The sequence below is a fragment of the Pseudomonas sp. B6002 genome (genome assembly GCF_013385985.1).
Classification (GTDB): Bacteria; Pseudomonadota; Gammaproteobacteria; order Pseudomonadales; family Pseudomonadaceae; genus Aquipseudomonas.
Window position 1 is genome coordinate 15,636 of sequence record NZ_JACAOY010000023.1, and the last position, 22,382, is coordinate 38,017.

Annotated in this window: 17 protein-coding genes; 15 read left to right on the forward strand and 2 right to left on the reverse strand. The window is 61.3% G+C overall.

Annotated features, from left to right (window positions below):
• The first annotated feature begins 26 nt into the window (after positions 1 to 26).
• Positions 27 to 344 carry a Rieske 2Fe-2S domain-containing protein gene (locus HX792_RS23905; protein ID WP_176998405.1) on the forward strand — a complete coding sequence of 106 codons (318 nt, stop codon included), beginning with the start codon at positions 27 to 29 and terminating at the stop codon, positions 342 to 344.
• Here the strand turns inward: HX792_RS23905 and sfsA are convergent.
• Both sfsA and HX792_RS23915 read right to left on the reverse strand, forming a co-directional pair.
• Positions 341 to 1,054, reverse strand: a complete 714-nt coding sequence (sfsA, locus tag HX792_RS23910; protein ID WP_176998406.1) for a DNA/RNA nuclease SfsA — start codon at positions 1,052 to 1,054, stop codon at positions 341 to 343. The two genes, HX792_RS23905 and sfsA, sit on opposite strands and share 4 nt — an antisense overlap.
• Complete coding sequence (locus tag HX792_RS23915; RefSeq protein WP_176998407.1) at positions 1,054 to 2,226, reverse strand: pyridoxal phosphate-dependent aminotransferase; 1,173 nt, start codon at positions 2,224 to 2,226, stop codon at positions 1,054 to 1,056. Before HX792_RS23915 ends, sfsA begins: the two co-directional genes overlap by 1 nt.
• A 321-nt stretch (positions 2,227 to 2,547) precedes the next feature.
• On the opposite strand from HX792_RS23915, the gene dksA reads away from it, so the two are divergent.
• The 14 genes from dksA (at position 2,548) to HX792_RS23985 (ending at position 22,171) form a co-directional block, all read left to right on the forward strand.
• A complete protein-coding gene (gene dksA, locus HX792_RS23920) occupies positions 2,548 to 2,991 on the forward strand; it encodes an RNA polymerase-binding protein DksA (protein WP_065910298.1) in 444 nt (147 codons plus the stop codon).
• An 84-nt stretch (positions 2,992 to 3,075) separates the two neighbouring features.
• Positions 3,076 to 3,963, forward strand: coding sequence for a tRNA glutamyl-Q(34) synthetase GluQRS (gene gluQRS / locus HX792_RS23925; RefSeq protein ID WP_176998408.1), 888 nt, complete (start codon positions 3,076 to 3,078; stop codon positions 3,961 to 3,963).
• 62 nt (positions 3,964 to 4,025) lie between these two features.
• Positions 4,026 to 4,202, forward strand: a complete 177-nt coding sequence (locus tag HX792_RS23930; protein WP_003176118.1) for a hypothetical protein — start codon at positions 4,026 to 4,028, stop codon at positions 4,200 to 4,202.
• The gene (locus HX792_RS23935; RefSeq protein ID WP_176998409.1) at positions 4,186 to 7,140 is read left to right on the forward strand and encodes a sensor histidine kinase; all 2,955 of its coding nucleotides are present in this window, start codon (positions 4,186 to 4,188) and stop codon (positions 7,138 to 7,140) included. Before HX792_RS23930 ends, HX792_RS23935 begins: the two co-directional genes overlap by 17 nt.
• A 22-nt stretch (positions 7,141 to 7,162) precedes the next feature.
• Entirely contained in the window at positions 7,163 to 8,593 is a 1,431-nt protein-coding gene (locus tag HX792_RS23940; RefSeq protein ID WP_176998410.1) for a sigma-54 dependent transcriptional regulator, read from the forward strand.
• Positions 8,594 to 9,290: 697 nt separating this feature from the next.
• Positions 9,291 to 10,685 (forward strand): polynucleotide adenylyltransferase PcnB, encoded by a 1,395-nt coding sequence (locus HX792_RS23945; protein WP_176998411.1) that lies wholly within the window; start codon positions 9,291 to 9,293, stop codon positions 10,683 to 10,685.
• Between the two features lie 2 nt (positions 10,686 to 10,687).
• Positions 10,688 to 11,173 carry a 2-amino-4-hydroxy-6-hydroxymethyldihydropteridine diphosphokinase gene (folK, locus tag HX792_RS23950; protein WP_176998412.1) on the forward strand — a complete coding sequence of 162 codons (486 nt, stop codon included), beginning with the start codon at positions 10,688 to 10,690 and terminating at the stop codon, positions 11,171 to 11,173.
• A 365-nt stretch (positions 11,174 to 11,538) separates the two neighbouring features.
• Complete coding sequence (gene panB, locus HX792_RS23955; RefSeq protein WP_176998413.1) at positions 11,539 to 12,339, forward strand: 3-methyl-2-oxobutanoate hydroxymethyltransferase; 801 nt, start codon at positions 11,539 to 11,541, stop codon at positions 12,337 to 12,339.
• Positions 12,336 to 13,187, forward strand: coding sequence for a pantoate--beta-alanine ligase (panC, locus tag HX792_RS23960; RefSeq protein ID WP_176998414.1), 852 nt, complete (start codon positions 12,336 to 12,338; stop codon positions 13,185 to 13,187). Before panB ends, panC begins: the two co-directional genes overlap by 4 nt.
• A gap of 241 nt (positions 13,188 to 13,428) precedes the next feature.
• Positions 13,429 to 15,093 carry a glucose-6-phosphate isomerase gene (gene pgi / locus HX792_RS23965; RefSeq protein ID WP_176998415.1) on the forward strand — a complete coding sequence of 555 codons (1,665 nt, stop codon included), beginning with the start codon at positions 13,429 to 13,431 and terminating at the stop codon, positions 15,091 to 15,093.
• A gap of 178 nt (positions 15,094 to 15,271) precedes the next feature.
• Positions 15,272 to 17,209, forward strand: a complete 1,938-nt coding sequence (gene acs / locus HX792_RS23970) for an acetate--CoA ligase (RefSeq protein ID WP_176998416.1) — start codon at positions 15,272 to 15,274, stop codon at positions 17,207 to 17,209.
• A gap of 16 nt (positions 17,210 to 17,225) precedes the next feature.
• Complete coding sequence (locus HX792_RS23975; protein WP_176998417.1) at positions 17,226 to 18,095, forward strand: oxygenase MpaB family protein; 870 nt, start codon at positions 17,226 to 17,228, stop codon at positions 18,093 to 18,095.
• 56 nt (positions 18,096 to 18,151) lie between these two features.
• The gene (locus HX792_RS23980; RefSeq protein WP_176998418.1) at positions 18,152 to 19,168 is read left to right on the forward strand and encodes a class I SAM-dependent rRNA methyltransferase; all 1,017 of its coding nucleotides are present in this window, start codon (positions 18,152 to 18,154) and stop codon (positions 19,166 to 19,168) included.
• Between the two features lie 87 nt (positions 19,169 to 19,255).
• Positions 19,256 to 22,171 (forward strand): DUF748 domain-containing protein, encoded by a 2,916-nt coding sequence (locus HX792_RS23985; protein WP_176998419.1) that lies wholly within the window; start codon positions 19,256 to 19,258, stop codon positions 22,169 to 22,171.
• Positions 22,172 to 22,382 lie beyond the last annotated feature (211 nt).

The window sequence follows — 22,382 nt, forward strand, 5'->3', positions numbered from 1 at the left end:
GAACGTCAAGGCACTTAAGGATTGAAATGAAGTTTGTCTGCCCCTCCGACACCCTCGCGCCCGATAGCAGCCTCGGTTTTGAAATCGATGGTTGCAAATTGTTGGCCGTGCGCCGGGGCGGCGTCGCCTACTTCTATATCAACCGTTGCCCCCATCGCGGTATCCCGCTGGAATGGCAGCCCGATCAATTCCTCGACACCAGCGCCAGCCTGATCCAGTGCGCCACCCATGGTGCGCTGTTCCTGATCGAAAGCGGCGAATGCATCGCCGGCCCCTGCGCGGGCCAAAGCCTGACCGCCCTGCCCGGCCGCGAGGACGAGCAGGGATTGTGGGTGGAACTCTAGTCGCCCATGACGACGTCCAGGCGCCGGTCGACGTACATTTCTTCAGGCGTCACCCGCACGCCATAGGCCAACACCTCCACCCCGGCAGCCTTGGCCTCACGCAATGCCGCGGCGTAACCGGCATCGATTTCCACGGCCGGGCGCACCGCATCCACCCCCGACAGGTTGACGCAATACAACTGCACGGCCCGCACGCCTTCGCGCGCCAGGTGCGCCAGTTCCCGCAAATGCTTGGCGCCGCGCTGGGTGACGGCGTCGGGGAAGGCGGCGACTGTCGAACCGTCAAAGCCTAGTGTGACGCTCTTGACCTCCACATAAGCCTGGCCCTGCGGGTAATCCAGCCAAAAGTCGATGCGGCTTTTTTCCTGGCCGTAGGGCACTTCCCGCTTCAGGGCGGTAAAGCCGTTGAGTTCACTGATGACACCTGCACGCAACGCCTCCTCAACCAACTGATTGGCTCGCGCCGTGTTGACGCACGCGAGGCGCCCTTGAGGGGTTTCGGCGATTTCCCAGGTACCCGGCAACTTGCGCTTGGGGTCTGTGGACCGGCTGAACCAGACCTGCCCGCCCTCCACCATGCAATTGAGCATCGAGCCGGTGTTCGGGCAGTGAATGGTCAGCAACTCGCCGGTAACGGTTTCGATATCGGTGAGAAAACGCTTGTAGCGGCGAATCAGCCGCCCTTCTTCGAGGGGAGGATGAAAGCGCATCAGCCTTGCCAGCTCCGCAGGCCACGGGCGATACGCTCCACCGCCTCCTGGAGTCGATCGAGGTTTTGTGTGTAGGCAAAGCGCACATGATGCCCCGCCTGATGGCGACCAAAGTCCAACCCGGGGGTAAACGCGACGTGCTCGGTTTCGAGGAAATGACGGCAGAACGCGAAGGCATCACCGCCAAACGCGCTGATATCAGCGTACAAATAGAACGCCCCCTCTGGCTCGACGGCGATGCCGAAGCCCAGCTCACGCAGCGCGGGCAGCAGGAAGTCGCGACGACGGCCAAACTCGGCGCGACGCTCCTCAAGGATGCTCAGGGTTTGCGGGGTAAAACAGGCCAGCGCCGCGTATTGGGCCATGCTCGGTGCACTGATGTAGAGGTTTTGCGCCAGCTTCTCCAGCTCGCCCACCGCCGCCGGTGGCGCCACCAACCAACCCAGGCGCCAGCCGGTCATGCCGAAATACTTCGAAAAACTATTCAGGACAAAGGCATCATCGTCGACTTCCAGCACGCTGGCGGCGTCTGTGCCGTAGGTGAGACCGTGGTAAATCTCGTCGACCACCAGGTGGCCATTGCGCGCCTTGATCGCGCTCGACAGGCTGGCCAACTCATCTCGCGTAAGGATGGTCCCGGTAGGGTTGGCGGGCGACGCCACCAGCGCACCAACGCTGTCTTGGTCCCAATGCCTGGCCACCAGGTCGGCCGTCAACTGATAGCGCACCTCCGGGCCCACCGGCACCAGTTGGGCCGCGCCCTCCACCAGCCGCAGGAAATGCCGGTTGCACGGGTAGCCCGGGTCCGCCAGCAGCCAATGCTTGCCCGGGTCGACCAACAGGCTGCTCGCTAGCAACAGCGCGCCCGAACCTCCGGGGGTGATCAGGATGCGTTCAGGATCCACGTTCAAACCGTAGCGTTGCTCGTAGAAACCGCTGATGGCCTCGCGCAATTCCGGCAGGCCGCGGGCTGCTGTGTAGCGAGTCCTGCCGTTCGCCAGCGCAGCCTGGCCGGCCTGGATGATCGGTTCGGCCGTGGTGAAATCCGGCTCGCCGATCTCCAGGTGGATCACGTCATGACCCGCAGCCTGCAGCTCATTGGCGCGCGCCAGCAACGCCATGACATGAAAAGGTTCGATGGCGCGACTGCGCGCACTGTAGGGCTGAGCCATTAGCCTTCCTTAGACGGTGAGGACAAAATCCGGATTCTACCGAACCCGCGCCGTAAAACATGTTCTATTGCCTGCCCGGTCGTCCAGGATGAACCGGGCAGGCGCTTGCAAAACGACTAAAATCAACATTCGAGACGATACATAACCAGCCACGGCGGGCTGCTACCGTTTGCAACCCCCGCGTGATGGGCCTCGACAACCGGGAGTGGCGCACCCCGAATCTATCTGGTAAGTTCGCCCGCTTGCAGCCGCAGGGCCGGCAGGTGTCGGTGACGTTGCAATCCTGCGCAATGGATTAGAAGAGTGAGAGGCGGTCTATTCATGTCCACCCAAGCAAAGCAACAACAATCCTCAGGCCTCAGCGGCTTCACACCCTATGTCGAGGCAAAGGGTGAGGAGTACATGAGCGAGCCCATGCGCAAGCACTTCTCCAATATTCTGAAGAAGTGGAAGCAGGACTTGATGCAGGAAGTCGACCGCACGGTTGACCACATGAAGGACGAAGCAGCCAACTTTCCGGACCCGGCAGACCGTGCCAGCCAGGAAGAGGAATTCGCCCTCGAACTGCGCGCCCGCGATCGCGAGCGCAAGCTGATCAAGAAAATCGATAAGACACTGCAACTGATCGAAGACGAGGAATACGGCTGGTGCGAATCCTGCGGCGTCGAGATCGGTATCCGTCGCCTGGAAGCCCGCCCCACCGCGGACCTCTGCGTAGACTGCAAGACCTTGGCTGAAATCAAGGAAAAACAGGTCGGCAAGTAATCCCTGCCGGGCTGAACGAATGGGGCGTGCAAACGCCCCATTTTTGTTTCTGGCGTTTACCGATTTTCCAGTAGTATCCGGCCCATGACTGCCTCTACCTATATCGGGCGATTTGCCCCCACGCCCAGCGGCCACTTGCACTTTGGCTCCCTGGTCGCCGCCCTCGCCTCCTACCTTGATGCCCGTGCCAACCATGGCCGCTGGTTGATGCGTATTGAGGACCTCGACCCACCCCGCGAAGAGCCGGGCGCCCAGGCCGCGATCCTGCACGCCCTGGAAAGCTATGGCTTCGAGTGGGACGGGGAACTGGTCCGACAAAGCGAGCGGCACGAAGCCTACGCCAAAGTACTGAACGACCTGTTCAACCATGGCCTGGCCTACGCCTGCACCTGTTCACGCAAACAACTGGAAGCCTACAACGGGATTTACCCGGGGCTGTGCCGCAATGCCGGGCACGACCAGCAGGACGCCGCCATTCGTTTGCGCGTACCTGAGCTTGCGTATCACTTTACCGACCGTGTTCAGGGCGAATTCCGACAACACCTCGGCCGCGATGTCGGTGATTTCATCATCCGCCGTCGTGACGGCCTCTATGCCTACCAATTGGCCGTGGTGCTCGACGATGCCTGGCAGGGTGTCACCGATATCGTGCGCGGCGCCGACCTATTGGACTCCACACCACGCCAACTCTACCTGCAAGAGTTGTTGGGCCTGCGCCAACCGCGCTACCTGCACGTGCCGCTGATCATCCAACCGGACGGCAACAAGCTGGGCAAATCCTACCGATCGCCACCGTTGACACCCGACCAGGCCACGCCTTTGTTATTGAGAGCACTGCGCGCCCTGGGCCAGCAACCGGGCGCCGAGTTGCTGCACGCCAGCCCACGGGAGCTGCTGGATTGGGGCATTGCCCACTGGGACGCGGCAGAGATCCCGCGCACACTCACGCTGGCCGAAGCGCAATTGAACTGAAGGCGCTTGCAGCTTGCCAAGCATCCGTTACCATCGCCGCACGTTTTTACACAGAGGCCAACATGTACATCTATCGATTGGTCCTGCTGCTGGTCGTCGGGATCTACCTGTTTTCTCCCGCCATCATGGATTGGTGGATCGACGCCACGGGCGCCTGGTATCGCCCCTATCTGCTGTGGCTGATCCTGATCGTCGTGACCTTCATCCTGCAGAGCCAAAAAGATGCCGATGAGCTTTAGCCTCACCCAGATGCTGCTGATCAGCGCCGCCTACCTGGCCGCGTTGTTCGGGGTGGCCTGGATCAGTGAGCGCGGAATGATTCCGCGGGCGATCATTCGCCATCCGTTGACCTACACCTTGTCCCTGGGCGTCTACGCCAGCGCCTGGGCGTTTTATGGCACCGTGGGCCTGGCCTACCAATACGGCTATGGGTTTCTCTCCAGCTACCTTGGCGTGTCCGGTGCGTTCCTGCTGGCGCCGGTGCTGCTGTACCCGATCCTGAAGATCACCCGCACCTACCAGCTGTCCTCCCTGGCCGACCTGTTCGCCTTCCGCTTTCGCAGCACCTGGGCGGGCGCACTGACCACGGTGTTCATGTTGATCGGCGTGCTGCCGTTGCTGGCCCTGCAGATCCAGGCCGTGGCGGACTCCATCAGCATCCTGACCCGCGAGCCTGTGCAACATCGCGTGGCGCTGGCCTTCTGTGCGCTGATCACGCTGTTCACGATTTTCTTCGGCTCGCGCCATATCGCCACTCGCGAGAAACACGAAGGTCTGGTCTTTGCGATCGCCTTCGAGTCGGTGATCAAGTTGATCGCCATCGGCGGCGTCGGTCTCTACGCGCTCTACGGCGTGTTCGACGGCCCGCAACAGCTTGAACTGTGGCTGCTGCAGAACCAGACCGCTCTCGCCGCCTTGCACACGCCGCTGCAAGAAGGCCCGTGGCGCACGCTGTTGCTGGTGTTCTTCGCCTCGGCGATCGTGATGCCGCACATGTATCACATGACCTTTACCGAAAACCTCAACCCGCGCTCGCTGGTCAGTGCCAGTTGGGGCTTGCCGCTGTTCCTGCTGCTGATGAGCCTGGCAGTGCCGCTGATCCTGTGGGCCGGCCTGAAGCTGGGCGCGACCACCAACCCCGAATACTTCACGCTCGGCATCGGCATTGCCGCCAACAACCCGGCCCTGGCGCTGCTGGCTTACGTTGGCGGGCTTTCCGCCGCCAGCGGGTTGATCATCGTCACCACCCTGGCGCTGTCGGGCATGGCGCTCAACCACCTGGTGCTGCCGCTGTACCAGCCGCCGGCCGAGGGCAATATCTACCGCTGGCTGAAATGGACACGCCGTGCGCTGATCGTCGCGATCATCATGGCTGGCTACGGCTTCTACTTGCTGCTGGGCGCCGGGCAAGACCTGGCCAACCTGGGTATCGTCGCGTTCGTCGCCACCTTGCAGTTCCTGCCGGGGGTGCTGTCGGTGCTGTATTGGCCGACGGCCAACCGTCGTGGGTTTATCGCCGGCTTGCTGGCGGGCATCCTGGTGTGGATCGTCACCATGCTCTTGCCGTTGGTCGGCAACCTGCAGGGTTTCTACATCCCGCTGCTGAACATGATTTACGTGCTGGACGACACCAGCTGGCACATGGCGGCCATCGCTTCGCTGGCCGCCAACGTCCTGATGTTCACCCTGATTTCGCTGTTCACCAACGCCAGCCCGGAAGAAACCAGCGCCGCCGAAGCCTGCGCGGTCGATAACGTACGCCGGCCGCAACGCCGCGAGTTGCATGCGGCGTCGCCCCAGGAGTTCGCCACACAACTGGCCAAGCCCCTCGGTGCCAAGGCCGCACAAAAAGAAGTCGAGCAAGCGCTGCGCGATCTGTACCTGCCGTTCGACGAGCGGCGCCCGTATGCACTGCGTCGTTTGCGTGACCGTATCGAAGCCAATCTCTCGGGCCTGATGGGCCCGAGCGTGTCCCAGGACATGGTGGAAACCTTCCTGCCCTACAAGGCGGGCGGCGAAAACTACGTCACCGAAGATATCCACTTCATCGAAAGCCGCCTTGAGGACTACCACTCGCGCCTCACCGGCCTGGCCGCCGAACTCGATGCCCTGCGCCGCTACCACCGTCAGACGCTGCAAGAGCTGCCGATGGGCGTGTGTTCCCTGGCCAAGGACCAGGAGATCCTCATGTGGAACAAGGCCATGGAGGAACTCACCGGTATCGCCGCCCAGCGCGTCGTGGGCTCGCGCCTGAATACCCTGGGCGAACCGTGGAAGGAGTTGCTGCAAGGTTTCATCAACCTGCCCGACGAACACTTGCACAAGCAGCACCTGGCCCTCGACGGCCAGACCCGTTGGCTCAACCTGCACAAGGCTGCGATCGACGAGCCGCTGGCACCGGGTAACAGTGGCCTGGTGTTGTTGGTGGAAGACTTGACCGAAACCCAGATGCTCGAAGACAAGCTGGTGCACTCCGAGCGACTGGCCAGTATTGGCCGCCTGGCAGCAGGCGTTGCCCATGAAATCGGCAATCCGATCACCGGTATCGCCTGCCTTGCGCAGAACCTGCGGGAAGAGCGCGAAGAAGACGGCGAAATCACCGAAATCAGCGGGCAGATCCTCGAACAAACCAAGCGTGTTTCGCGCATCGTGCAGTCGCTCATGAGCTTTGCCCACGCAGGCGCCCATCAGAATCAGGACGAAGCCGTCTGCCTGGCTGAAGTGGCGCAGGATGCCATTGGGCTGCTGGCCTTGAACCGGCGCAATTTCGAAGTACAGTTCTTCAACTTGTGTGATCCGGACCATTGGGTCGATGGCGACTCACAACGCCTGGCCCAAGTGCTGATCAACCTGCTGTCCAACGCCCGCGACGCAACCCCGGCGGGTGGCGCGGTAAGGGTCAAGACCGAGGCTTTCGAGCACACGGTCGACCTGATCGTCGAGGACGAAGGCAGCGGCATTCCACAGAACATCATGGACCGATTGTTCGAACCCTTCTTCACCACCAAGGACCCCGGTGAAGGTACCGGTCTGGGCCTTGCACTGGTCTATTCCATCGTTGAAGAGCATTATGGACAAATCACCATCGACAGCCCGGCTGACACCGAAAGCCAACGCGGCACCCGTATTCGGGTGACCTTGCCGCGTCATGTCGAAGCGACGTCCGCTGTGAACTGAGACCGTCGAGAGAATTGAATCAATGCCGCACATTTTGATCGTCGAAGACGAAACCATTATCCGCTCTGCCTTGCGTCGCCTGCTTGAACGTAATCAGTACCAGGTCAGCGAAGCCGGCTCGGTGCAGGAAGCCCAGGAGCGGTTCAGCATTCCCACGTTCAACCTGATTGTGAGTGACCTGCGCCTGCCGGGCGCTCCGGGCACCGAGCTGATCAAGCTTGGCCAGGGCACCCCGGTGCTGATCATGACCAGCTACGCCAGCCTGCGCTCGGCGGTGGACTCCATGAAGATGGGCGCGGTGGACTACATCGCCAAGCCTTTCGACCATGACGAAATGCTCCAGGCCGTGGCCCGCATCCTGCGTGACCGTCAGTCGGCCAGCAGCGCACCGGCCGAACAGCGTCCTTCCGGCAAGGCTGCCGACAAGCCAGGGGTGGATAACAGCAACGGCGAAATCGGCATCATCGGCTCCTGCCCGCCGATGCAGGACCTGTACGGCAAGATCCGCAAGGTCGCGCCTACTGACTCCAATGTGTTGATCCAGGGCGAGTCAGGCACCGGTAAAGAGCTGGTGGCTCGCGCCCTGCACAACCTGTCCAAGCGCGCCAAGGCGCCGATGATCTCGGTGAACTGCGCAGCCATCCCTGAATCGCTGATCGAATCCGAATTGTTCGGCCACGAAAAAGGTGCGTTCACCGGCGCCAGCGCCGGGCGTGCGGGGCTGGTCGAAGCGGCGGACGGCGGCACGCTGTTCCTCGACGAAATCGGCGAGCTGCCCCTGGAAGCCCAGGCCCGTTTGCTGCGCGTGTTGCAGGAAGGCGAGATTCGCCGTGTCGGCTCGGTGCAATCGCAGAAGGTCGATGTGCGCCTGATCGCGGCGACCCACCGTGACCTCAAGAGCCTGGCCAAGATCGGCCAGTTCCGTGAAGACTTGTATTACCGCCTGCACGTGATCGCCCTCAAGCTGCCGGCCCTGCGTGAGCGTGGCGCTGACGTCAACGAGATCGCCAATGCATTCCTGCTGCGCCAGAGCGCGCGCATCAACCGTACCGACCTCAAGTTTGCTCCGGACGCCGAACAGGCCATCCGGCATTACTCGTGGCCGGGTAACGTGCGGGAACTGGAAAACGCGGTCGAGCGTGCGGTAATCCTGTCGGAGAGCCCGGAAATCTCTGCCGAGCTGCTGGGTATCGACATCGAGCTGAGCGACTTGGAAGACGACGATTTCATCGGCCTGGCCCCGCAACAGGGCAGCGGTAGCAATACCAGCCATGAGCCGACGGAAGATTTGTCACTGGAGGACTACTTCCAGCATTTCGTTCTCGAGCATCAGGACCACATGACCGAGACTGAACTGGCCCGCAAGCTGGGCGTAAGCCGTAAGTGCCTGTGGGAACGCCGCCAGCGCCTGGGTATTCCACGGCGCAAGACCGGGGTGGCCAGCGAGAGTTGAGGGTGCGCCCCCACAGGTAACACCCTCAGATGTGAAAAAACTGTTACCGCTGATTTTTCACGTAACAAAAGCCGGGGCTTACGGTAACGAAGCCCCGGCTTTTTTTGGCCTGTCAAAAACCAAAAAACACCTTAAACCCCCGGAATCATTGGCCGGTGCAAAAGTTGGCACGCACCCTGCTATATGCTTAGTACAAAAACAATAACAAGCTTTGTACAAGACAATAAAAATAAGACGAATCGACTCACGCATAACAAAAACAACACGGCGGAGGCGCAGCTAACTGATTCTTTTGGAGAGGCGTTGCATTTGGGGCTTGCCCCGCAACCAGGCCGAGAACAACAAAAACTGCCCTAAGGCAGAGCCTGAACTGGTTGGATCGTAGATCAGCAACACAGCGACCAAAGCAATCCGTTTGCTCTTGACTCCCGATTGGGAGTGTCATGAAGGTGAAGCTTCATGGCGAGGGCGATCAACAAAAACAAGAAGCCCGAAATCAATAATAAAAATAGAGCACGCAACTACTTCTGGGGGAGCTTCGGCTCCCCTTGTAGTTTCTGCGATTTGACCTTCCAAGGCTTATGGCGCAAGGCCTGCAGCTTGTTCCTACACCATCCCCCGACTAAATGCTAGAATCCCCGCCCATCATGCGGTCATTCTTCGTTATGGCCGAACATTCCTTCAAACAGTGCATCCCATGCTGAAGAAGTTGTTCCAGTCATTCCGTTCTCCCTTGCGTCGTACGCAACACAAACGCAGCACGCCTGAAGTGCTCAACAGCAGCCAACATTCGCTGCAACGCGCTCAATTCAGCCGTTATGCGGTGAACATCGTCGAACGCCTGCAGAACGCCGGCTACCAGGCTTACCTGGTCGGTGGTTGTGTGCGCGACATGCTGCTCAATATCACGCCCAAGGACTTCGACGTCGCCACCAGTGCCACGCCCGAGCAAGTGCGTGCCGAATTCCGCAATGCGCGAATCATCGGTCGTCGCTTCAAGCTGGTGCACATCCACTTTGGTCGCGAAATCATTGAGGTCGCCACCTTCCGCGCCGGTCATCCGCAAAGCGATGAAGAAGAAGACACCAACCAGTCTTCGCGCAACGAAAGCGGCCGCATCCTGCGTGACAACGTCTATGGCACCCTGGAAGAAGATGCGCAGCGCCGCGACTTCACCATCAACGCCTTGTATTACGACCCGGTCAGCGAGCGCATTCTCGATTACGCCAATGGCGTACACGACATCCGCAACAACCTGATCCGTCTGATCGGCGACCCGGTCCAGCGCTACCAGGAGGACCCGGTGCGCATGCTGCGGGCAGTGCGGTTTGCCGCCAAACTGAACTTCGGCATCGAGAAGCACACCGCCGCACCGATTCGCGACCTGGCGCCGATGCTGCGCGAGATTCCTTCGGCACGCCTGTTTGAAGAAGTGCTCAAGCTGTTCCTCTCGGGATACGCCGCCGACACCTTCGAAATGCTGGTGGACCTGCAGCTGTTCGATCCATTGTTCCCGGCCAGCGCCGAAGCACTGGAATACAACCCGACGTACACCCACACCCTGATCAGCGAAGCCCTGATCAACACCGACCTGCGCATCAAGCAGAACAAACCGGTCACCCCGGCGTTTCTGTTTGCCGCCCTGTTGTGGCCGGCCCTGCCAAAACGCGTGTTGCGCCTGCAAGACCGTGGCATGCCGCCGATTCCGGCCATGCAGGAAGCTGCGCACGAGCTGATCGCCGAGCAGTGCCAACGCATCGCTATTCCGAAGCGTTTCACGATGCCGATCCGCGAGATCTGGGACATGCAGGAACGCCTGCCACGCCGCAGCGGCAAACGCGCCGACCTGCTCCTGGACAACCCGCGCTTCCGTGCGGGCTACGACTTCCTGCTGCTGCGTGAAAGCGCTGGCGAGCAGACCGACGGCCTGGGCGACTGGTGGACCGACTACCAGGACGCCAACGACAGCGAGCGCCGCGACATGATCCGTGATCTCGGCAGCAAGGGTGACGGTGAAGGCGCAGGCCCGAAAAAGCGTCGTCGCAGTGGCACCAAGCGTAAACGCAGTGCGGCTGACGCTTCGGGCGAATAAAGGTGGAGCGCATCTACATCGGCATGGGCAGCAACCTGGCTGCCCCGGACCAGCAATTGCGCAGCGCCATCGAAGCACTGACGCAATTGCCCGGCACAACCGTCGCTGGCGTGTCGGCCTTTTATCAAAGTGACTCCCTGCTCCCGGGCCAACCGCGCTACACCAACGCGGTGGCCGCCCTGGACAGCAGCCTCGCGCCGCTGGAACTGCTCGATGCCTTGCAGGCTATCGAGAACGATCAGGGCCGTGAGCGCCTTGAACGTTGGGGCCCGCGCACCCTGGACCTGGACATCCTGCTGTTTGGCGATCGCCTGATCGACGAACCGCGCCTGAAGGTGCCGCACTACCAGATGCACCTGCGGGCGTTTGTGCTGTATCCGCTGGCTGAGCTGGCACCGGCCGCGTTGCAATTACCCGACGGCCAACGACTCAGTGACCTGTTGGCCGCGTGCCCATTCGTCGGCCTGGAGCGCCTGCCCCAAGACTGACTCGGTCAATGTGGGAGCTGGCTTGCCTGCGATAGCATCACCTCGGCCTCACTGAAAGACCGAGGCGCCTGCATCGCAGGCAAGCCAGCTCCCACATTTTGATCCCATGTAGCCTGAAAACGCCGCTGAAGTTGCTGAATCGCGTCAGTAACAGCGGTAACACCGCCGTCGTAACAATGCGGTAACACATCCAATTGACTTCCCGTGTCCCCATCACGACTATAGGCGTCCCGCTGCCGTCAACACGGCGCTTAAGGGCGCAATCCAGGCCTTATAAGCACTGCTCTCAAGACAGTGCGCCTGTATAAACGAAGACTCACGCGCGTTACTCGCTGTTTCCAAGCGCCTGAACGAGGACCCTTTTCATGCCAGACATTACCCTGACCACCTTGCAGAGCCTCAAGCTCAAAGGTGAAAAAATCACCATGCTGACCTGCTACGACGCCACCTTCGCCCACGCCAGTTGCCAGGCGGGCGTGGAGGTGTTGCTGGTGGGTGACTCCCTGGGCATGGTTCTTCAAGGGAATGACAGCACCCTGCCTGTGACGACCGATGACCTCGCTTACCACACCGCCAGCGTCAAACGCGGCAACGACGGTGCGTTCATCATTGCTGACCTGCCGTTCATGGGTTACGCAACACTCGAACAGACCTTCCAGAACGCCGGCAAGCTGATGCAAGCCGGTGCGCACATGATCAAAGTGGAAGGCGCCGTGTGGCTGGCCGAGTCCATCCGCCTGCTGGCGGAACGTGGCGTGCCGGTGTGTGCGCATATGGGCCTGACGCCGCAGTCGGTGAACATCCTTGGCGGCTACAAGGTTCAAGGCCGTAATGAGGCTCAGGCACGCCAGATGCGTGCCGACGCGATTGCCCTGGAACAAGCCGGCGCCGCAATGATCCTGCTGGAGTGCGTGCCCAGCGAACTCGCCGCCGAAATCACCCAGGCCGTCAAAGTGCCGGTCATCGGCATTGGCGCGGGTTCGGCCACCGACGGCCAAGTGCTGGTGGTGCATGACATGCTCGGCCTGTCGATCAGCGGCCGCGTGCCCAAGTTCGTGAAGAACTTCATGGCCGGCCAGGACAGCATCCATGCCGCCTTGAGCGCCTACGTCGCTGAAGTCAAAGCCGTTACCTTCCCTGGCGTCGAACACGGATTCTCTGCATGAACACCGTAAAAACCGTACGTGAACTGCGGGCTGCCGTGGCCCACGCCCGCAGCGCCGGCAAACGCATTGGCTTTGTGCCCACCATGGGCAACCTGCACAGCGGCCATGCCACCCTGGTGACCAAGGCTGCGCAACAGGCGGACTTCGTGGTGGCGAGCATCTTCGTCAACCCGCTGCAGTTCGGCGCCGGCGAAGACCTGGACAAGTACCCGCGCACCTTGGCGGCCGACCAGGAAAAGCTGCTGCAAGCCGGCTGCAACCTGCTGTTCGCACCCACCGTCGAAGAAATGTACCCGGGCGGCATGACCAGCCAGACGCGCGTCAGTGTGCCGCAACTCTCCGAAGGCCTGTGCGGCGCCAGTCGCCCCGGGCATTTCGAGGGCGTGGCCACGGTGGTGAGCAAGCTGTTCAACATGGTCCAGCCGGACATGGCCGTGTTTGGCCAGAAGGACTACCAGCAACTAGCCGTGATCCGCGCCATGGTCCACGACCTGAACATGCCGATCCAGATCATCGGCGAGCCTACCGTACGCGCCGACGACGGCCTTGCGCTGTCGTCGCGCAATGGTTACCTCACCGAAGAGCAACGTGCCATTGCCCCGGTGCTGTACCGCAGCCTTAGCCAGATTGCCGAGGCGATCAAAGCCGGTGAGCATGATTTCGCCAAGCTGCGCGCCGAGCAGGTCCAGCAGATCGAAGCCGCCGGCTTGCGCATCGACTACCTCGAAGTTCGCCAAGGCGTGCACCTGCGCCCCGCCACGGCCGAGGACCGCGACATCGTGATACTGGTGGCCGCCTACCTGGGCGCCACGCGGCTGATCGATAACCTGCACCTGAACCTGGCCTGACACTCCCCGCCTTTTCCCACGTCAAAAACAGCACGCCTGTTGCCCTGCCCGCTGTGCCGGTATAAAAAAGTACCGGCTACAGCGCAGACAAAGCCAAGACATATTCACACGCTAGGTTTAATGTAATCGCCCTGCGCTCTTGGTTAGCGCTGTCCGGGGTCGGCCGCTTGAACAAAGCAGGACGTTCCGGACTTTGAAGTGTCCTAAAGGCAGTCCCCGTAATAAAAGGAAACCCGCAGCGATGGCGTACTACCGCACTCCTCATGACGTTACCGCTCTGCCCGCCTGGCAAGCGCTCAATCAACATCGCCAAGCCATGCAGGATTTCAGCATGCGCGAAGCGTTCAATGCCGATCCTCAGCGTTTCTCCCAGTTCACCTTGAGCAGCTGCGGACTTTTCCTCGATTACTCGAAAAACCTGATCACCAGCGAAACCCGCGACTTGCTCGTGGGTTTGGCCAAGGAAGTCGGTCTCAAAGACGCGATCAACTCGCTGTATGCAGGCGAGCCGGTCAACTCCTCCGAAGGGCGCCCTGCCCTGCACACCGCCCTGCGCCGCCCAGTGGGCGACAAGCTGTCGGTCAACGGCGTGAACATCATGCCGGACGTGCACAAGGTGCTGAACCAGATCACTGACCTGGTCGGCCGCATCCACGACGGCCTGTGGCGTGGCTACACCGAGAAGCCGATCACCGACGTGGTGAACATCGGTATCGGTGGCTCGTTCCTCGGCCCTGAGCTGGTGTCCGAGGCGTTGTTGTCCTACGCCCATAAAGGCGTGCGCTGCCACTACCTGGCGAACATCGACGGCAGCGAGTTCCACGAGCTGACCATGAAGCTGCGCGCCGAGACCACGCTGTTCATCGTTTCGTCGAAATCCTTCAACACCCTGGAAACCCTGAAGAACGCCCAGGCCGCCCGTGCCTGGTACCTGGCCCAGGGGGGCTCGGAAGCCGAGCTGTACCGCCACTTCATCGCCGTATCGAGCAACAACGCCGCGGCCGTGGCCTTCGGTATCCGCGAAGAGAATATCTTCCCGATGTGGGACTGGGTTGGCGGCCGTTACTCGCTGTGGTCGGCCATCGGTTTGCCTATCGCGCTGGCCATCGGCATGTCCAACTTCAAGGAATTGCTGTCCGGTGCCTACACCATGGACCAGCATTTCCAGAACGCGCCGTTCGAACAGAACATGCCCGTGCTGCTGGGCCTGCTGGGCGTGTGGTACGGCAACTTCTGGGGCGCGCAGAGCCACGCGATCCTGCCGTACGACCACTACCTGCGTAACATCACCAAGCACCTGCAACAGCTGGACATGGAATCCAACGGCAAAAGCGTGCGCCAGGACGGCACGCCCGTGTCCACCGATACCGGCCCGGTGATCTGGGGCGGTGTCGGCTGCAACGGCCAGCACGCGTACCACCAGTTGCTGCACCAAGGGACCCAACTGATCCCGGCCGACTTCATTGTGCCGATCGTCAGCTTCAACCCGGTGTCTGACCACCACCAGTGGCTGTACGCCAACTGCCTGTCCCAGAGCCAGGCACTGATGCTCGGCAAGACCCGCGCCGAAGCCGAAGCCGAGCTGCGCGACAAGGGCATCCCGGAAGCCGAAGTTCAGAAGCTGGCCCCGCACAAGGTGATCCCGGGCAACCGTCCGAGCAACACCCTGGTGGTAGAGCGCATCAGCCCGCGCCGCTTGGGCGCGCTGGTCGCCATGTATGAACACAAAGTGTTCGTGCAGAGCGTGATCTGGGGCATCAACGCCTTCGACCAATGGGGTGTGGAGCTGGGCAAAGAGCTGGGCAAAGGCGTGTACAACCGCCTGACCGGCGCCGAAGAAACCTCGGCCGAGGACGCTTCGACCCAGGGCCTGATCAACTACTTCCGTGGTCGTCACCGCGGCTAAGGGATCGGCACTACACTGATGGTCTGAAATGGCGGGAGCACACCTTCCTGTGTAGGAGCCGGCTTGCCGGCGATGGCGTCCGAAAGATCGCCATCGCCGCGGTGCGACGATTCGACAAGCCGGCTCCTACACACAGGGCGCTCCCCTCTTGTCCCTAAAACAAGAATAAGGACCGCTCATGTTCGATATCAGCTCATTTCCCACCGCCGATGCCGTCCGCCGAGCTGCGCAGCTCAGCCAAGAGGACTACAAGCGTCTCTATCGCCAGTCCATCGAACAGCCCGACACCTTCTGGGCCGAACAGGCCAAGGGCTTCCTTGACTGGATCAAACCCTGGCACACCGTTCAAATCTCAGACATCAAGACCGGCGCAGCGCAATGGTTTGCCGGTGCTCAGCTGAACGTCAGCTACAACTGCATCGACCGTCACCTGGCACAACGTGCCGATCAACCGGCCTTCATCTGGGAAGGCGATGACCCGACAACATCATCCACAATCACCTACCGCCAACTGCACCAAAACGTATGCCGCCTGGCCAATGTGCTGAAAAGCCGTGGCGTGAAGAAAGGCGACCGCGTGTGCATCTACATGCCAATGATCCCGGAAGCAGCCTACGCGATGCTGGCCTGTACGCGTATTGGTGCCGTGCACTCCGTCGTGTTTGGCGGGTTCTCGCCCGACGCGCTGCGCGACCGCATTCTCGACGCCGACTGTCGCACCGTGATCACCGCTGACGAAGGCGTACGCGGTGGCAAGCCGGTGGCGCTGAAACAGAACGTTGACAAGGCACTGGCCAGTTGCCCGAATGTGAGCACGGTGCTGGTGGTGGAACGCACCGGAGCAACCATTAACTGGAGCGAAGGCCGCGACCTCAACTATCAGTTCGCCCTGGAGGCCGCCAGCGACGACTGCCCGCCCGAGCCAATGGACGCCGAAGACCCGCTGTTCATCCTCTACACCTCCGGCAGCACCGGCAAACCCAAGGGCGTGCTGCACACCACCGGTGGCTATCTGCTGCAGGCGGCGATGACCTTCAAGTACGTGATCGACTACCGCGACGACGAAGTGTTCTGGTGCACCGCCGACGTGGGCTGGGTCACCGGCCACAGCTATATCGTGTACGGCCCGCTGGCCAATGGCGCCACCTCACTGATGTTCGAAGGGGTGCCCAGCTACCCGGACAGCTCGCGCTTCTGGCAAGTGATCGATAAACACCAGGTGAATATCTTCTACACCGCGCCCACCGCCTTGCGCGCCTTGATGCGTGAGGGCCACGGCCCGCTGGAAAACACCTCCCGGGCGAGCCTGCGGCTGCTGGGCAGCGTCGGCGAACCGATCAACCCGGAAGCCTGGGACTGGTATTTCAATGCCGTGGGCGAGCAGCGCTGCCCCATCGTCGACACCTGGTGGCAGACCGAAACGGGCGGCATCATGCTCAGCCCCTTGGTCAGCGCACAGCGCATCAAGCCCGGTTGCGCCACCCAGCCGATGTTCGGCGTGCAGCCGGTGCTGTTGGATGAACACGGCAAGGTGCTGCACGGCGCCGGCAGCGGCGTATTGGCGATCAAGGCCAGTTGGCCCGGGCAGATCCGCAGTGTCTACGGCGACCCGCAGCGCATGATCGACACCTACTTCAAGCCCTACCCCGGCTACTACTTCACCGGCGATGGCGCTCGCCGCGATGAGGACGGCGACTACTGGATCACCGGGCGCATCGATGATGTGATCAACGTGTCCGGCCACCGTATTGGCACCGCCGAAGTAGAGAGCGCGCTGGTGCTGCACGACCAGGTCGCCGAAGCCGCAGTGGTGGGTTACCCCCACGACGTCAAGGGCCAGGGCATCTATGCCTTCGTCACCCCCATGAATGGCGTAGAACCCAGCGACACACTGAAAAAACACCTGCTGGAACTGGTCAGCAAGGAAATCGGCAGCTTTGCCAAGCCGGAACTGATCCAATGGGCGCCAGCCCTGCCAAAAACCCGCTCCGGCAAGATCATGCGGCGTATCTTGCGCAAGATCGCCTGCAACGAACTCGACAGCCTGGGCGACACCTCGACCCTGGCCGACCCGAGCGTGGTGGACGGCCTGATCGACAAACGCCTGAACCGATAGGAACCCTTGAGTCGCCATGGAATTTATCCGCAGCCGTATCGAAACCCAGTTGATGAGCCTCACCGGCTTGTCACTGGGCCAACTGGACCTGGAAAACCCCAAGGGCGATCCTGGCCTGTTCGGGCCCGACTCGGTGAGCTGGCAAGTGCATGGCGACTTCAGCAGCATGTTGATCGGCGGCATCAGCGCCTTGATGTTGCAAGCCTTGCACCCACTGGCCCTGGCGGGTGTGTGGGACCATTCGAATTTCCGCCAGGACATGCTCGGGCGTTTGCGGCGCACCTCGCAGTTCATCTCCGGCACCACCTTCGGCTCACGCCAAGACGCCGAATGGCTGATCGAGAAAGTACGCACCATTCACCTGCAAGTGGTCGGCCACGCGCCGGACGGGCGGCCTTACGCGGCCAGCGACCCAGAGTTGCTGACCTGGGTGCACGTGGCGGAAGTCAGCAATTTTCTGGCGGCGCACCTGCGCTATCGCAACCCTCATCTCTCGGGGCGGGATCAGGACCGCTACTACAGCGAAATCGCCTTGGTGGCTGAACGCCTGGGCGCGCGGCATGTTCCCCGTTCACGGCAGGACGTTTCGGATTATCTGGAGCGTATCCGCCCTCAACTGTTGTGCGACGAACGCAGTCGCGAAGTGTTGCGCCTGCTGGTCAATGCGCCCGCCCCCAGCACCCTGGCCAAGCCCTTTGGCAGCTTGATGATGCAGGCCGGGATCGACCTGCTGCCGGAATGGGCGAGCACCCTGCTCGAACAGCACCAAAGCCCGTTGCAGCGCCAGATGATCCGCGCCGGGGTCAGACGCAGTGCACCCTTGCTGCGCTGGGCCATGCGCAATGGTTCGGTGCAACGCGCCCATCGGCGGATGGGGTTGATGTAGGCAACGCCGCATAACTGTTAAACTTCGCGCCCTCTTTTCCCAGCAAGGCGCGCTCCATGTCTCCCCTGAATCAGGCGCTGCGCGCCGCCCTCGACTATCGCCAAGACCTGATCAACGAGCTGCACGCCCAAGGCACCGACTGCTACCGGCTGTTCCATGGCAGCCAGGAGGGCGCTGGCGGCCTGACCATCGACCGCTATGGTCCGCAACTGCTGGTGCAGAGCTTCCACCAATCGCTGGAAACCGCCGACCTGCTGGACCTGCATCAACTGATCAATCAGTACATGGGGCTGGAATTGTTGCTGGTCTATAACGACCGCTCCCGTGGCAATTCGCGGATCGACCGTGAAGACACGGTGTACCGCGCCGACCCCGCGGCATTGGAAGACCTGGTCGGCCAGGAGTGGGGCCTCAACTACCGTGTGCGCGGTCGTCATGCCGGGCAAGACCCGTTGCTGTTCCTCGATTTGCGCAACACGCGCGGCTGGGTCAAGGCGCACAGCGCCGGCAAAAGCGTGCTGAACCTGTTTGCCTACACCTGCGGCGTGGGCTTGAGCGCGGCAGCCGGAGGCGCGCGTGAGGTGTGCAACCTGGACTTTGCCGAGGGCAACCTGGCGGTCGGGCGCGAAAACGGCCTGTTGAACCCGCAATTGCCGACCATGGAGTTCGTGCAGTCCGACTACTTCCCGGCGATTCGCCAATTGGCGGGGCTGCCGATCACCCAGCGGCGCGGCCAGAAGTTGCCCAGCTACCCGCGTCTGGAGCAGCGTCAATACGACCTGGTACTGCTCGACCCTCCGGCCTGGGCCAAGAGCGCCTTCGGCACCGTCGACCTGTTGCGCGACTACCAGAGCCTGCTCAAGCCGGCACTGCTGGCCACCGCCGACAACGGCGTGCTGATCTGCTGCAACAACCTGGCGAAGGTCAGCATGGATGACTGGCGTGAACAGGTACTGCGCTGCGCCGAAAAAGCCGGTCGCCCGGTCCGCGAGTGGACCGTCATGACGCCTGGGGCTGACTTCCCGTCCCGGGACCAGCAGCCTCCGTTGAAAACCCTGATCCTGCAACTGTAAGACTTATCCCAACGGAGCCTGTTCTTCGGAACCGAAAACCCGTGCCATACTCCAAGGCACTCTCGTTCGACACAGATGGCGTCACCCATGCCCAAAGGATTGATTCGCGCCGTCGGCGCCTTGTTGACTGCTCTGGCTCTGTACAGCTTGCTGGGCTTTTTGATTTTGCCCGGCATTGCGCTTCGCATCGCCAACCAACAGTTGGCCCATTACGCCACGGTGCCGGCGCGCATCGAGCGTATCGAGCTCAACCCGTTCAGCCTGGAGCTGACCGTGTGGGGCCTGCAAATCGGTGAACCCGGCAAGGAACAAGTCGGCTTCGAGCGCCTTTACGCCAACCTGCAGATCGACAGCCTCTGGACCCGCGCCCTGCACCTGGCGGACGTCGAGCTGGACAAGCCCAAGACCGAGCTGCTGTTCGACAAGTCCGGCCAACTGAACCTGGCGCAACTGTTCAAGCTGCCGCCGAGCGAGCCGACCCCGGCCGATCCCAACGCCAAACCGTTCCCGCTGCGCATCGAGCGCATCAAGCTAGCGAGCGGCTATGTGCATTTCCAGGATCTGCGCCCCAGCGAGCCGATCGAATTCCTTTACGACAAACTCGACTTCGAGCTGAAAAACCTCAGCACCCTGCCTGAAGACAACGCCGACATGACGTTGGTGGCCGCAGGCCCCGAAGGCGGGCAAATCGACTGGAAAGGCAATTTCAGCCTGGTGCCGATCACCTCCGAGGGCACCCTGAAAGTCACCGACGGCAAGATGAAAGCTTGGTGGCCGTACGTACGCGATGCCTTGCCATTGGTACTTGAAGACGGTGTGTTGAATTTCAGCACCGACTATAAATTCAGCCTGGCCAAAGAGACCGAACTCAACCTGACCAACACCGCTGCGAGCATCGCGCCGTTTGCGATCAAGGCCCCCGATGGCCGCCCGCTGGCACGTCTGGAGCGCCTGGACGTCAGCGAAACCACGGTGGACCTGGCCAAGCAGCAAGTAGTAGTTGGCAAGATCCGCAGCAACAAGCTTGAAACCTGGGCCGCCCGCGAAGCCGATGGTCAACTGGACTGGCAGAAGCTGTTTGCCAGTCAACCGAGTAAACCGGCCAAGGCGGAACCCGCCACCGCACCGGCCACCGCTGACTCGCCCAAACCTGAACCTGCCGCGCCGAGCAAACCCTGGCAGGTGCTGCTCAAGGACGTGCAACTGCGCAATTATCAGGTGCACCTGGCCGACCGCCAGGTCAAACCTGCCGTCGCGCTGGAACTGGGCCCGCTGAATGTCGATGTACAGAACTTCGACAGCCTCAACCAGAGCCCCTTCACCTTGAAGGTCGACACGGGGCTGGGCAAGCAAGGCAAGATCCTCGCGACCGGCGAAGTGAACCTCAACCCGATCAGCGCCAAGCTTAAAGTGAACACCCAGGACATCGACCTGCGGGTCGCCCAGTCCTACATCAGCCCGTTCATTCGCCTGGAACTGCGCAGCGGCATGTTGGGCAGCAACCTGGACGTGAACCTCAAAAGCGCGGACCCGCTGAAGCTGCAGGTCACTGGCCGGGCGCAGGTCGATCAACTGCATACCCTGGATACCCTCAAGACCCGCGACTTCGTCAAATGGCAGCGCCTGGTACTGGAGGGCGTGAACTACCAGCATGGCGACAGCCTGTCGATCGACAAGGTCAACCTGCTGCAGCCGTATGCGCGCTTCATGATCAACGATGACCGCACCACCAACGTTGATGACCTGTTGATCCCGCAACCCGCCGACAAAACATCCAAGCCCGCCAGCAAGGAAAAGCCGTTGGGCATTCGTATCGGGCAAATTGCGATCAATGACGGGTCGGCCAACTTTGCCGACTTCAGCCTGACACCCAACTTCGCCACGGCGATCCAACAGCTCAACGGCCAGATCGGCACCATTGACAGTCGCCAGGCCAAGCCCGCCAGCGTCAATATCAACGGCAAGGTGGACCGCTATGCACCTGTGACCATCAAGGGCAGCGTGAACCCTTTCGACCCGATGGCGGCGCTGGATATCGCCACCAGCTTCAAGCGTGTCGAACTGACGACTCTGACCCCCTACTCCGGCAAGTTCGCTGGCTTCCGTATCCGCAAAGGCCGGCTGAACCTCGACCTGCACTATGTGATTACAAAGGGCCAGTTGAAAGCCGAAAACAAAGTGGTGGTCGAGCAACTGCAATTGGGGGAGAAAGTCGACAGTGCGGACGCCGTGGACCTGCCGATCCGCCTGGCAATTGCCTTGCTCAAGGACAGCGATGGCAAAATCTCCATCGAGCTGCCGGTGACCGGCGACTTGAACAACCCGCAATTCAGCGTAATGCCGATTGTGTGGCAGACCCTGCGCAACTTGGTGGTACGTGCGGCGACGGCGCCGTTCAAGTTCATTGGTGGGCTGATCTCAGGCGGCGGTGCTGAGGATTTGGGCAACGTGTCCTTCGCCGCGGGTTCCAGCGATTTGAGCAAGGATGCCGAAGGCGCCTTGAACAGCCTGGCCAAAGCATTGAAAGAACGTCCAGCCCTACGCCTGGAAATCGAAGGCACTGCAGCCGCCAGCAGCGACGGCCCATTCCTGGCCGCACAGCGCCTGGAGCGTGAATACCAATACAACTACTACAAGATCCTGCAACGCCGTGGCGACAAGGTCCCGGCGCAGGCCTCGCTGTTGGTCGTACCGGAGAAAGAGAAAGCGCCGCTGCTGGAAGGCATTTATCGCACACGCCTGAAGCAACAACCGCCAGCGGAGTGGAAAGACCTGAGCAACGACGACCGCTCTGCGAAGCTGCGTGAGGGCGTGATCAAGTTCTGGAGCACCAGTGACGTCTTGCTGCGTCAGCTGGGCCAGGACCGCGCCAGCACGATCAAGGACTACTTGGTGGACAAGGGGCAGCTTGAAGATGAACGGGTGTACTTCATTGATGCGAACCTGGGGCAGGCGGAGAAAGATGGTCGGGTGGTGACCCCGATGCATCTGGATGCTGAATAACCTCCTAAGCACCTCATCCAACTGTGGGAGCGGGCTTGCCCGCGAATGCGGTGAATCAGTCGACCCATCGGTTAGCTGACACGACGCCTTCGCGGGCAAGCCCGCTCCCACATTGGGTCTATGTTGTGGTGAGGTTTTTATCCAGCCTCAAATAGAACAGGCCCCGACACGAGTGTCGGGGCCTGTAATGACCACATCCCTGTGGTCGGTC